A 13,702-nucleotide genomic window follows, 5' to 3' on the forward strand; every position below is an offset into this window, starting at 1 on the left:
ACAGACGATATGTGGGCAGTTTAGAGTCATATAATATGAATTGTCTACAGTGAAGACATTGGAGGGTATAGGATGACAGAAAAGCATACAGACAAGAGAACAATACTTATAGTGGATGATGACGCTGATCTGTCTATGCTGATACAGGATATGCTGGAGGACAACGGCTATGCTTTTCTGTACGCAGCCAGCATAGACGATGCATATGAAGTGCTGACAGATAACAAATGTGATCTCATACTTCTGGATATCAATCTTCCCGATGGTACAGGTTTCTCATTCTGTAAAGAACTCAGGCATACTTCGCAGGTGCCAATCATATTTGCAAGTGCAAGGACGAGTGAGGATGACAAGGTGAATGGCCTTGATATGGGTGGAGATGACTATATCGCAAAGCCGTATTCACTGAAAGAGCTTATGTCTCGTATCCGTTCGATACTCAGGAGAACTTATGGTGTTGATGACAATAAGTCTGAGATGTTGACCCTGAACACAGACGGGAACGAGATAGAGATCAACAGGCACGCACGGACTGTGAACAGAAACAAAAGTAATGTGGATATGAAGCCGAAGGAATTTGACCTGCTTGTATACATGGCGGAGAACAGAGGCAGGGTATTGACCAAGGAACAGATCATGAGTGCCGTGTGGGGGCTGTACAGCGATGTGGAGCCATCCACGGTTGCGGTGCATGTAAGGTGGCTCAGGGAAAAGCTTGAGACAGATCCTTCACATCCGCAGCTTATCCGTACGGTATGGGGAACGGGATATGTGCTGGGAGATAGTGAATAGACAAAGACAGTGAGAATAATATGAGCTTGTAAGGTGGATGTCCACTTGGCAGCTATAGGGAGTTTATATGAAACGACATTCAGTAAGAAGCAATATAATAAAAATGCTGATCGTGTTCATGTGCGCCATAACCATAGTTTTTGCCTGGCTGTTCTACAGGGAGAAGCAGGACGAGACACGGCGGATAAAAGATGATGAATATGGGCAGTATATAGTGGAACTGAATGAAGTGAAACAACTGTATGATTCGGGATCCACAGATGCTGACGAAAAGCTTGACGCTGTAATGAATGAACTCAGGGAACAAAAGATAGATACCGGCAAGTCAGGACTTAGGAATATAGTGATCATGTATATCGTTGTCTTGTGTGTTGTGATTGTATTATTCCTGTACATATACGTGTGTGTTCTCAGGCCATTTGACGAGCTGGAGGATTATGCATCACATCTGGCAGCAGGGGATATGGACACCGAACTTAAGTACAGACGGGTAAATATGTTCGGAAGCTTCACGTGGGCATTTGACCATATGAGAACGGAGATAGTGCATGCAAGGCGTAGAGAGCAGGAAGCGATAGAGAACAACAAGACAGTTATAGCCACGCTGTCACATGATATAAAGACTCCGATCGCATCCATAAGAGGATATGCGGAGGCATTGGTCATGAATATGGATGCCACCCAGGAGCGCAGGGAGAGGTATGCGTCGGTCATCATGAAGAAATGTGATGAGGTGACGTCCATAACGAATGACATGTTTATTCATTCCTTGCATGATCTGGACAGACTGGTGGTGAAGAGTGATAAGGTTGAGATAAAACCTCTGCTGGAACAGATTCTGTCAGATATAGGTCTCGGAATGGATATCGTGGTGAATGGAGATATAACCGAGGCAGTGCTTGAGCATTCAGATTCGGGAAGAGTGGTTCAGGTGATAGAAAATATACTGTCAAATGCCTCTAAGTATGCCAGAGACACAGAGATAAGTATTGTTACGGAATGTATATCGCCCGAAAAACTTCCAAGGAATGTCCATGTGAGCGGCGCTGATATGGTATACAGGCTGTCCATAAAGGATCATGGAACAGGAATCCCGGATAAGGACATGCCGTTCATATATGAGAAGTTTTATCGAGGGGAAAACTCCGGTGATGAACCTGGAGCGGGCCTTGGACTATTTATTGTCCATTATCTCATGGACAGAATGGGCGGAGATGTGGAACTTGTAAATCATGCTGATGGCCTGGAGGCAGTGTTATATTTTGCAGCAAGAAAGGTTTGTTAAGGACTTGTTAATAAATAGGGTGATATGGTTGTAGCACGGTGGCGAGGTGAAGATCTGTAGAGGATGTCTGAATGCCCCCGTGCTACAACTATAAAAAGGAGAGAAAAATGGCAGATATAATACTTCAGGCAAGAGATCTTTGCAAAAGCTTTTCCAGTGAGGGCGTGCAGAATCATGTGCTCAACAACATGGATCTGGATATCTATAAGGGAGATTTTACAGTCATCATGGGAGCGTCAGGCTCGGGAAAATCCACACTGCTTTACAGTCTGTCCGGGATGGACAGACCGACTTCGGGAAAGGTCATATATGATGGCGAGGATATAACAGAATACAATGAGAAGCGCATGGCAGAACTCAGGGTGTATGAGTTTGGATTTGTGTTTCAGCAGATACATCTTGTTAGTAACCTCAGCATTAGAGAGAACATACTTGTGCCGGGTTATATGAATAAGGATACGAGAACAAAAGAGACTGAAAACAGGGCTGATGAACTCATAAAAAAGATGAATATAGAAAGTGCTGCTGACCGACTTCCGGCACAGGTGTCCGGCGGAGAGGCACAGAGGGGCGCTATTGCCAGAGCGGTCATCAACAGTCCGGGTATCCTTTTCGCGGATGAGCCGACAGGCGCATTAAACCGCAGGAATACCCAGGATGTGCTGGACCTTCTCACCGAGCTCAACGTGGAGGGACAGAGCATACTCATGGTTACCCACGATGTGAGGGCTGCTATCAGGGCGAACAGGATCATCTACATAGAGGACGGAAGGATCATAGGTGAGCTGAAGCTGTCACAATATATTGAAGAAGATCGCAAGAGCCGTGAGAGCCAGATAGATGCATGGCTTGGTTCCATGCAGTGGTAGGAGGTGCCGGGATGAGATATATCATGATGGTGCTTCGAGGAAATATGAGAAGAAACAAGGGCGTGCATATAAGTGTGTTCGTGCTCATGCTTATCATTTCTCTGGCATTCTGTTCAGTGCTTTCTTACTACACGAATTCCATAAGGCATGATTCGGAAGCTATGGAAGAGGTTGGTTATGGAGGTATGCTTGCCGCACTTTACGGGGAGAACAGGCTGGATGCCTATGGAACAAGTGCAGACAAGATAATAAAGAATATTGGCAAATGTGATGCAGTGCAGGAAGTGAAAGCAACTGATGTTGTATATCTGCTGCTTAAGGACTGCAATGGAAAAGGCGGAAACAGCAGCTTCGTTTTGAATGATACAGACAGCGTGCTCACATATGATCAGTATGATGTGGATAACAAAATGACAGATCGCCGGCTTGAAAAAGGTGAGGTAAGTGTGCCGTTCAGTTTCATAGGTATGTATGACTGCAAGATTGGTGATACAGTCGAGCTGGGCAATGATAACGGTTCTTATACCTTCAAAGTTGCGTCATTTTTCGAGGATCCATATATGGGATCTTCGGTCATGGGAATAAAGACGATATTGATCTCAGATGAGGATTTTGCGGATCTCAAGGCAAAGGCTGCGGAAGATAATAGAAGCGGACTGGAAGATGACAAGAGATCCTTTGAATTGTCAAAGCTTATCATAATAGATAAAAAGCCGGGCCTGGACCTCACGGAGATGGAGTTTGAGAGAGAACTGAATAATGTGAGTGATTTCGCGTCATATTGCTGGATAACTTTATCAAAGGAGCAGGCGGGAAATTACATGCTTCTTATGACAAAGGTATTCTCCGCGGTGCTGCTTATATTTGTTGTGCTGCTTCTGGTGGCGGCTATGATAGTTCTAGGACACAACATCGGCAGCAGCATAGACATGGATTTTGTTAACATAGGAATACTCAAAGCGGTCGGAATGACAAATGCATCGGTGAAGCTGGCGTTGCTTGCCGGGTATATGTGCACTGTGGCGGCTGGACTGTTTGCTGGAATACCACTGGCCATTCCGATACTAAAAATTATAAATAGTGCCACAAGATCTTCTTCAGGACTTGAAGTTCCGTCTGATATTAATGTAGGACTTGTGCTGTGTGTCATATTGGCGATACTGCTTCTAGTAGCAGCATTTATCATGTTGAAGACAAGGAGAATATCCGAGGCCACACCTATAAAGGCAATAAGAGGTGGACGGGACAGTGTGCATTTCTCAAGCGTTCTGAAACTTCCGGTCTCAGGCAAGAAACTTGGTGTGAGTCTTGCATACAGACAGTTTATATCTGAGAAGAAACAGTATGCCGCAGCCATCATAGTGACTGCTATACTTGCCATGTTCATGATACTTATGAACGATATGATGCGCTGGTTTAATTCACAGAATATGCTGGTGGATATGTTTTCAGTCACGAAGTATGACCTGACTGCTTCGTTTGTCGATGAGGATACGCAGAAGGATATAGAGAATGTTATATCAGAACACACAGCGTATAGAAAATATCAAATGTCCAGCGAGTACCTTCTGTTCGATGATGTGCAGATGTATTGTTATATAGTGGAGGACCCTGATATGATCAACACGATAAGAAAGGGAAGAACCTGCACATATGACAATGAAGTGCTGATAACCCAGTATGTGGCTGATGGATTTCACATGAACGTAGGTGACACAGTCACAGTCAAGCGCGGCGGCGTGGCAAGGAAGATGGTGATCTCCGGCATATACGATTCGGCAAATGATATGGGCAAGAACTTTGCAATTAGTAAGGCTGCATATAGTAAGTTTGCCAGCGAAGAGACCGTAAGTGAGTCTGGTGTCAGTGGAGCTGCCAAAAGCAGTTCAGATGAAGAGGAATGGAGCGGCAAAGGAATATGTTATGATCTTGACAATACTGATGAATGTGATGCGATAATCCAGGAGATAGATAAGAGATATGGCGATAATCAGGGCATCACGTATTCAATACATTCAGCAAAGGATGATTTTGAAGAAGTGGCGGGTACAGTCAACATTGCAATACAGGGACTCACATTGCTCACATATATGTTGGGGGCTGTATTCGTGATAGTCACGGTCATAATCGTGTGTGGCAAGGTTCTCATGCGTGAGCAGAAGGATATCGGAATATACAAGGCACTTGGATTTACATCCTTCAGACTCAGATGCCAGCTTGCGGTCCGCTTTATCGTGACGGCAGTTGTGGGTTCGCTGCTTGGTATAGTTCTGGCACTTATCGTCAGCAAGCCATTCTTCAAGGCAGGATTTGAATCATTTGGAATATACAGTTTTAATTTAAGTACAAGCGTGATATCACTGGTTATACCATTGGTATTTATGAGCGTGTTATTCTCTGTGGTAGCATTTATCAGAGCGGGGAACATCAGAAAGGTTCAGCCGCAGGTGCTCATCGCAGATCAGTAGAAGTATATAGGAGAGTGGAACTATGTATACAATGTCAGTAGACAAGGTGGGTATATATAATGGATAAGTTGATCATATATCTGATATGTATAAATATACTAGGAGCTGTCCTTGATGGAGTGACGGCTGCGAGACGCAGGAGAACAAGTCATAAGGCGCTCAGTGTTCTGCTGGGGATCATAGCCATTGCCGGTGGTGCCCCTGGCATGATTATAGCATTTGCGTTGTGTGACAGGACTGCATCCAAGACAAATATGATGCTGAGAGTGTTCACAGTGTGCGTGTGTGTGATAGAGCTTGCGGTGTTCATGACGTGGAAGCTCAGACCTGTGGGCAAATGGAGCTTTGCATTCTGGGATGTGTTTGTGGAATACAGATGGACACTTTGGTTCGTTGCGGCAGTGAGTGTTGTAACATTTGTCATGTTCGGAATTGACAAATACAGAGCGGTCAAGGGCGGATACAGGATACCTATAGCGGTCCTTCTCGGTATGGCATTTGCCGGTGGAAGTATCGGTGCTCTGCTTGGAATGGTGGTGTTTAGGCACAAGATAAGGAAGAATTATTTCTCGGTTGGAGTGCCACTTATACTTGTAATGCAGGTGGTGCTTTTGATGTGTGTGGTTAATCTGCTGTAGGATCCGAAAATATCCCAAGTTCAGGCGGATAGTTGGTAAATGCAAAGAATGCAACCGCGAGAATTGCCAGGATAGTCATGGAAACGTAGTCGTTTATGCACATTTGCCTGGATTCTAATCTGTTTTCGGTGCGCAATGCATATACAACCCCAGCAAAATAAAGTGCGATATTCAGAAATTCATAATTCCTGCCCAGTACACCGTTTAGAGTGTAGAAACCGACCACAATGAATGCCATACCTGACAGGATACCGACAGTCCTTGCTGGAAGATAATGTTCCGGCAGGGGCTTATCTTTTATATGAGCCCAGAGAAATTCAATCATTGTCAGCAGGAGCATTGGAAAGAATATAAGTTTCAGGTGTTCCCAGGTTGACTCGTTCACTGCCGAGAATAGTCCGACAGCGGGATTGTCATTTGACCACTCGTAGGTGAAATGCAGCAGCACTCCGAGGATCGATATGAAGAAAAAACGAAAAAAATTGAGTTTGTTAGTAGTTGCCATAGAGAGTTCTCCGATGAAAACTAGTGCTATATTACATAGTATATGACGAATATGGTATTTCATGTAGCGGAGAAACCGAAATCAACGAAATTAAGATAAACATAATTGGGATATATTGTCGGTGATGTTATAATTATTTCAACGAATGTTTTGTTTAAAGGGGAAGTACATATGCGTTTGATCCATTTATCTGATCTTCACATAGGAAAGCGTGTAAATGAATTTTCTATGTTGGAGGATCAGGAGTATATATTAAAAGAAATATTGGGCATCATCGATGATGAGCAGCCGGATGGAGTCATCATAGCCGGGGATGTATATGATAAGTCTGTGCCGAGCGAGGAGGCGGTGAAACTGCTGGACAGCTTCCTGACCTCGCTTGCAAAGAGAAAGCTGCAAGTATATATCATCAGCGGCAACCATGATTCGGCGGCCAAGCTGGCATTTGCATCAAGTCTGATTGATCTCAGTGGAATCCATATATCGCCGGTATATGATTCGGCACATATAGCCATGATGGGAGATGGGCTGGTCAGACCATATAAGCTGGAGGATGGAAAAGGACAGCTGGCGAACATATACATGCTGCCATTTGTGAAGCCGGCAATGGTCAGAGCGGTATTCCCTGATGAGGCGGATGATATAAAAGATTACACGGATGCCTGCCGTGTGGCGGTGGAGCACATGGATGTTGATGAGAAGGTTACAAATATCCTTGTGGCCCACCAGTTCGTGACCGGGGCTGTGCGCTCGGAGTCGGAGGAGAATGTGGGCGGTCTGGACAATGTGGATGTGTCGGTATTCGACTCATTTGACTATGTGGCGCTGGGGCATATACATGGGCCGCAGAAGGTGGGCAGGGAGACTGTCAGATACTGTGGAACACCGCTTAAGTATTCTCTTTCGGAGGCTAACCACACCAAATCGGTGGCAGTTGTTGACATCCCTGAGAACAAGAAAATAGAGATAAGGACTGTTCCGCTTGTTCCGATGCATGAGCTGCGCGAGGTAAAGGGAACATTTGACGAGCTGATGGACAGGCGAAACTATGAGGGGACGGCTGTGGATGATTATCTGTATGTGGTTCTCACGGACGAGGATGACGTGCCGGATGCTTTGGGAAAACTCAGAACGGTCTATCCAAATGTGATGAAGCTTGGATACGACAACACCAGAACCCGTGTGACACAGACGATAGACGATGGCGCTGTGCTTGAAGGGAAAAAGCCTATAGATCTGTTTGGAGAGTTGTATGAGAAGCAGAACAACCAGGAAATGAGCGATGAACAGAGGAGTTTTGTTCAGAATATTATAGACTCTGTATGGAGAGAGGAGCGATTATGAGACCACTTAATCTTACGATGTCGGCATTTGGACCATATGCGGGAGTCCAGATGCTTGACATGGCCCAGCTTGGGGCTGAAGGCTTGTATCTTGTGACTGGGGATACAGGTGCGGGAAAGACCACGATATTCGATGCCATCTGTTATGCGCTGTATGATGAGCCGAGCGGGGCGAGCCGTGATGCGAGGATGATGAGATCAACGTATGCCGATGTGGACACAGATACCTACGTTGAGCTGACATTTGATCATATGGGGAAGACTTACAGAGTTAAAAGAAATCCTTCCTATGAGAGACGTAAGAAAAAAGGTGAAGGAACTACCCTGCAGGATGCGGCTGCAGAATTGTATCTGCCGGATGACTCGGTCATCTCCAACAGAACGAAGGTAAATTCATATCTTCAGGAATTGTTGGGTGTGGACAGAGAGCAGTTTTCGCAGATATCCATGCTTGCCCAGGGCGAGTTCAAGGAACTGTTGGTGGCGGAGTCCGGGGACAGACAGAAGATATTCAGCAAGCTTTTTCACACATCAAGGTATTTTGTTCTGCAGAAGCGTCTTCAGGATGAGACGAGAAAGCTTCAGAGTGAACGGGACGATATGAAGAAGAGTATAGAGCAGTATATATCCGGGATAGTCTGCGGAGAGGATGACCCTTTTGGGCTCAGTGTCCAAAAAGCGAAGGACGGCCAGATGCCAATTGATGAGGTGATCAAACTCATCGGAAAGCTTATTGTAACGGAGAAGGCAAGAACGGATTCATATGAGAAGCAGATCGGTACACTTGAGACCCGGGTCGGGGAACTTGACACGCTGATAGGCAAGGCACAGCAGACAGAGAAAGCCAGAGTGCAGCTTGAAAAGACACATTTGGAGCTTGCAAATGTACAGAATGACAGAACTACTGCTGAGACAGAGCTAAACAGGACAAAGGAAGCGCTCCCAGAGACGGAAGAGCTCCAAAGGCAGGCAGCAGTTATAAATAACGAGCTTCCAAACTATGAGAAACTGGACGAGAAGCGAAAAAATATTGCAGACGAGGAACAGCTCCTGCAAAGGCAAAATGAACAGGCCGAGAAGGGCAGAATGCTTGTGACAGACAAACAGAAGAGCATAGAAAAGCTGAGGCAGGAGCAGACACAGCTTGCGGATGCGGGGGAGAAAATAGTTGCAATCACGGCATCGAGGGAGAAGATGGCTGACGCTGTTGACTATCTGAATGGCATAAGCAGACTGCTCATGGAATACAGCAGAAGAAAGCAGGCGGTGTACAAAGCACAGAAGCAGTATCTGTTTGATAATGAGATGTATACCAGAAAGCAGGATATGTATGAGCATATGAGCACGCTCTACAGGAATGCCCAGGCGGGGATCCTAGCAAAGGATCTGAAGGAGGGACAGGCGTGCCCTGTGTGCGGTGCGACGGAGCACAAACTCCTTGCATCGCTGCCAAAGGAGGCTCCGACAGATGCACAGTTAGATGATGCGAAGAAGGATGCTGACAAAGCCCGCGACAGGGCAAATGCCAGTGCTACGGATGCAAAGGTAAAGCTTGCCAGCGTCATGGAGATCAGAAACAGCATTATTGAGCAGGCTGGAAGGAAATTTGACGATCCGGAGGATATAGATGTTCTGCCGGAAAAGGTTGAGAAGAATATTGGATACTATAATGAGAAGATTGCGGAGACTGACAGACAGATTGAGGCTGAACGCAAAAGGGTCAGCAGAAGGGATGAGCTTGCTGCAAAACTTCCTCAGGAAGAAGAAACATTTGCCGGGATGCAGGTTAAGCTGGCGGAGCTTGAGAGAAATATATCGGCGCTCACGGCAAAGGTTGTCTCAGACAGAGAACAGGCGACAGAACTGGCCGCGGGGCTCAGATTCAGGAATCGGAGTGAGGCGGAAACGCAGATGAACGAGATTCTTGGCAGAGCAAAGAAATTGCAGGATTCATTTGACGTCTCTGAGAAGAAATATAATGCTGTGATCCAGGATATTAAGACGCTGGAGGGGCAGATAAAGGCTCTGACAGACACGCTGGAGTCAGCAGAGAAGCTTGAACTTGCCAAGCTTGAGGAAGATAAAAACGCAGCAAGAGATGAGCTGGGAAGGATCAGACTTCTCATGCAGGATGGAAACAGCCGCATCCGTGCAAATGAAACGGCGATGGCGAATATCGGCAGAAAGTCCGATGAGCTTTTGGCAAAAGAAAAGGAATACGTCAGTGTGAAGTCGCTCTATGACACTGCCTCAGGGAATGTATCCGGCAAGAATAAGATAAACCTAGAGGCATACATACAGATGTCGTATTTTGACAGGATAATTCAGCGTGCAAATCTGAGATTTCTGAAGATGTCAGACGGTCAGTATGAACTGGGGCGTGTGACGGACAGCAGTGACAGGCGAAGCCAGATCGGCCTTGACCTCTGTGTTGTGGATCATTACAACGGCAGCAGACGAGACGTTAAGTCTCTTTCTGGGGGCGAGTCATTCATGGCTTCACTTTCCCTTGCGCTTGGACTTTCCGATGAGGTGCAGGCCTCGGCTGGCGGAATTCAGATAGATACCATGTTTGTGGATGAGGGCTTTGGATCCCTTGATACAGAAAAGACTCTGCCACAGGCATACAAAGCGCTGGTCAGCGTGACCGAGGGACGCAAGCTGGTGGGAATAATATCGCACGTGACTGAACTCAAGGAGAAGATTGACAAGCAGATCGTGGTGGAAAAGGACAGAACCGGCAGGGCGAAGGCGAGGCTGGTGGTGTAGTGATTTTAGTCATCCGAGTATTGGGCTAAAATGTGCTCAAGTTTATTAAAGTCTACACATCTTTTTGTAAGGTTGCGATTTTTGTCGGGAAAATCAGTTATGAGAGAGTAGACTTTATTGGCTCTGTTGATTATAGTATCGGAATGATCCCGACACCAGGATAATTGTTTCTGCATAAGAATCTTTCGTTTTGTTTTATCTGGGGTATCGTGAGGGTTTAATTTCAGATTGACCTTAGATATAACTGAGTTGTTAACTGGAATCATATTGTTTAGATTGAGAATTCCTATGATTTTAGAAGAATACTCAGGATGCCTGCTGTTGTGGTCAAATATTTTGATGAAATCAATCTGGCTTTTCATATTTTCAAATTTCTTTTTTTGTGAGGTAAGGGGGATGCAATATTTCTGACCACCTATAAGAATGATTATTCCAAGAAATGGTCGATTCTCCTTACCTACCTGAGGGGAGACTGACATTACGTTGTCATCTGCACGAGACAGATTTCTTATGTATTTTAAATCAATATAGTAAAAATTTAGGATATCCATTATCGCCTTTCTGAGAATATAAAAGAGCTGTGCTAAAATGCACAGCTCTTAAAAACCTTTTTGCATGGTAGGGCTCCCATAAAATTGTTCCATTTTGTATGGTAGAACATCCATATTAAAATTGTTCATTTGTTTTATATGGTAGAACACCCATCTCTTAAAGTTCCCATTTCGCATGGTAAGGTTACCATAATCATATCATACAAGAATTCTAACATTCAATAATGTTAGTGTCAATTAGAGCTGACTTATTTAGTAACTTATAGTGATCTGGGAATATCCTAAAAAGTGATCAATATCAAGTGTAATTACTGATATTTTATAAAACATTAATAAAAGTATACAAAGTGTATATTGGCTAATTGGTTGTGCCTGCAAATGTTATATTTGTTGTGTAGTTTGGTATATTAAGCGATGCCATGTAAGAGTTGATGATAGTGCAGGCATTTGCTTTTGCATCATCGAGTAAACCTTTGTCAATTGCTTTTTGCTCTTCGGAGGTTTTTAAATCTGCAAAAGATTCGACATAGTCAGTTATATCAGTAGGGTTAAAAATGTTCTTTTTTTCATCATATAATTGAAAGCTATCCTGATCTACATCAGAGCTGATAATTTCAACTTCGGGCAAAGTAATAGTAATAGTTTTGCTTGTGTCATTTTTGTTGACATTTGTTTTGGTAAAATCAACACCAGCGATGATGGTTCCGTCATAGCTAAATATGTAAGAAGTCTTTGTTAGTGGAATCTTAAAATCGCCTATAGTTCTAGAACTATCAAAATGTTCAACATGAGTATATGTGTATTCTGCTGTTGCAAGTTTACCAATGTTGGCAATATTAGAACGTATGGTTTCACCTGATAACTCAATTGTTTTACCGATAGCCGAATCGGTTTTTTTGATTTTTTGCCCCTTTGGTACATATAAGTATCGGGTTATAAAAAATGTAATTACACAAAATAAAATAAGAATAAATGCTTTAAGTAAAAAAGTGCTTATTTTTTTCATATGTATGTCCTCATAATAAAAATTCTATATCCATCCAGTTATAAGTACTATCAGGTAAAATACAATAATTAGAGCTAATATAATGCCGATACCAATCAGTAGCTTTTTCATTGAAAATTCCTCCACACATTTTTATTAATTCTACATTAAATGACAATAATAGACAACCCTAATATTGATATATTGACAATGAGTAGGATAACAACATACTATTTAATATATAATTATTTATGGAAAGTCGGAAAATACAAATGGCAGAATATACAGACAGGATGATGGCTCGCTGCAGTGAAATCACCTCATATGATGACAATTATCTGGAAGAGCTGCGTTGCCAGATGGATCTCTTCAGAGATTTTGGAGAGGCTTTGGATACATTTCTTATAGAGAAAGGTTATACCGGGAGTCTGGATGACGTGGGCAGTAAAACAGATTTTATAAAGAAAAGATACAGCGTGTGCGGTGTGATGCCTCCGAGAAATATGCCAAAGTGGTTTTCAGGAGATATTAATATCAATAAGAGTACCGCATTGCAATTGAGCTTTGTATTTGGCTTGGGAGTCGAGGAGACTGAGGATTTTCTGAGAAGGATCTGCCTTTCGAGGGGATTTGATCTTCATGATATGGAAGAGATAGTGTACTATATGGCGATCAAACTGAAAACGGATTATAAGACGCTGCAAATGATGTTGGAAAATCTGCCGGGTGTGGATGTTCAGAGAATTCCGGACAGTGATACAGTGTTTTATACAGGCGATATAGCAGGTGAGGTGAAGAATCTCTCATCTATGGAAGAAACTGCGGTATATATAGCCGAAAATGCAGAAAGATTTGTCTATAAGCATGTTACTGCGACAAAAATGTTAAAGAGAATGTGGCTGAAAATATCGGGTGAGAATGGAATAGCCGCAGCAGAGCGCAGGGCATTTCAAGTGGAGCTTCCTGAGGGCGGCAAAAGCAATGGCTTTGAAACCTCACTGTCGGTGTGGACTATTTATCTGCAAATGATAGGTTTGTATGGACCAAATGTCAGAAAAGCGGCCGGTGGAAGAAATATCAGAAATATACTTACAGACAGCGGGCTGATCCATGCGTTTGCCGTGTATTGTTATCCGGATCGGGATGGTTTGGAAAAAGTGCTTAATGGTGCGCGCATATCAGATGAGAGAATGAGAAAATTGCTTATCCTTCTCTCATTTTATGAGTACCTGGCGGGGAAAGCAGTTGCGTGTGGAGGCAGAACGGTGAGTGGCAGAGATGCAGAGAATTGTCGGCTGCGGATAAATGATATTCTGCTGAGTTCCGGGTATCAGACACTTTACGCAGGCAATCCGTATGACTGGATATTTTTATTTGCGCTGGAAAATGATGATCCTCTTACAACATTCAGAGAGGATTTTATGCAGGAGATATATTTCGACAGCCAATCGTAACAGTAAAAGCTGGCTGTAACAGAGATTCATGAAAAAGCAGGAT

The 13,702-nt window shown here is 43.9% G+C and carries 11 protein-coding genes; 8 read left to right on the forward strand and 3 right to left on the reverse strand.

The features are described from left to right. The first annotated feature begins 72 nt into the window (after positions 1-72). The 5 genes from DWW70_RS12810 to DWW70_RS12830 all read left to right on the forward strand — a co-directional run bounded on the left by DWW70_RS12810 (position 73) and on the right by DWW70_RS12830 (position 6,052). The gene (locus tag DWW70_RS12810) at positions 73-792 is read left to right on the forward strand and encodes a response regulator transcription factor (protein WP_015534677.1); all 720 of its coding nucleotides are present in this window, start codon (positions 73-75) and stop codon (positions 790-792) included. 67 nt (positions 793-859) lie between these two features. Then, complete coding sequence (locus DWW70_RS12815) at positions 860-2,077, forward strand: sensor histidine kinase (RefSeq protein ID WP_118649981.1); 1,218 nt, start codon at positions 860-862, stop codon at positions 2,075-2,077. 107 nt (positions 2,078-2,184) lie between these two features. Continuing rightward, the gene (locus tag DWW70_RS12820; RefSeq protein WP_015534679.1) at positions 2,185-2,946 is read left to right on the forward strand and encodes an ABC transporter ATP-binding protein; all 762 of its coding nucleotides are present in this window, start codon (positions 2,185-2,187) and stop codon (positions 2,944-2,946) included. 11 nt (positions 2,947-2,957) lie between these two features. After that, positions 2,958-5,414 (forward strand): ABC transporter permease, encoded by a 2,457-nt coding sequence (locus DWW70_RS12825; protein WP_022216823.1) that lies wholly within the window; start codon positions 2,958-2,960, stop codon positions 5,412-5,414. Positions 5,415-5,473: 59 nt separating this feature from the next. Beyond that, positions 5,474-6,052, forward strand: a complete 579-nt coding sequence (locus DWW70_RS12830; RefSeq protein WP_015534682.1) for a DUF1294 domain-containing protein — start codon at positions 5,474-5,476, stop codon at positions 6,050-6,052. On the opposite strand, the gene DWW70_RS12835 is transcribed toward DWW70_RS12830, so the two are convergent. Continuing rightward, positions 6,039-6,557, reverse strand: a complete 519-nt coding sequence (locus tag DWW70_RS12835; RefSeq protein ID WP_055272281.1) for a DUF6512 family protein — start codon at positions 6,555-6,557, stop codon at positions 6,039-6,041. The genes DWW70_RS12830 and DWW70_RS12835 overlap by 14 nt on opposite strands. Before the next feature lie 171 nt (positions 6,558-6,728). On the opposite strand from DWW70_RS12835, the gene DWW70_RS12840 reads away from it, so the two are divergent. Beyond that, positions 6,729-7,901 (forward strand): exonuclease SbcCD subunit D, encoded by a 1,173-nt coding sequence (locus DWW70_RS12840; RefSeq protein ID WP_055272282.1) that lies wholly within the window; start codon positions 6,729-6,731, stop codon positions 7,899-7,901. Then, positions 7,898-10,669 (forward strand): AAA family ATPase, encoded by a 2,772-nt coding sequence (locus DWW70_RS12845; RefSeq protein ID WP_118649982.1) that lies wholly within the window; start codon positions 7,898-7,900, stop codon positions 10,667-10,669. Before DWW70_RS12840 ends, DWW70_RS12845 begins: the two co-directional genes overlap by 4 nt. A 5-nt stretch (positions 10,670-10,674) precedes the next feature. Here the strand turns inward: DWW70_RS12845 and DWW70_RS12850 are convergent, their stop codons facing one another. Further along, positions 10,675-11,220, reverse strand: a complete 546-nt coding sequence (locus DWW70_RS12850; RefSeq protein WP_118649983.1) for a type III toxin-antitoxin system ToxN/AbiQ family toxin — start codon at positions 11,218-11,220, stop codon at positions 10,675-10,677. Positions 11,221-11,578: 358 nt separating this feature from the next. Next, on the reverse strand, positions 11,579-12,226 hold the full coding sequence (locus DWW70_RS12855) for a DUF4230 domain-containing protein (protein WP_118649984.1): 648 nt from the start codon (positions 12,224-12,226) through the stop codon (positions 11,579-11,581). Positions 12,227-12,477: 251 nt separating this feature from the next. Here DWW70_RS12855 and DWW70_RS12860 point away from each other — a divergent pair, with 251 nt between their 5' ends. Next, positions 12,478-13,659, forward strand: a complete 1,182-nt coding sequence (locus DWW70_RS12860; RefSeq protein WP_118649985.1) for a hypothetical protein — start codon at positions 12,478-12,480, stop codon at positions 13,657-13,659. The last annotated feature ends 43 nt before the right edge of the window (positions 13,660-13,702 follow it).

Origin of the sequence: Coprococcus sp. AF16-5 (assembly GCF_003479365.1) — a bacterium.
GTDB classification, from domain to species: domain Bacteria; phylum Bacillota; class Clostridia; order Lachnospirales; family Lachnospiraceae; genus Coprococcus; species Coprococcus aceti.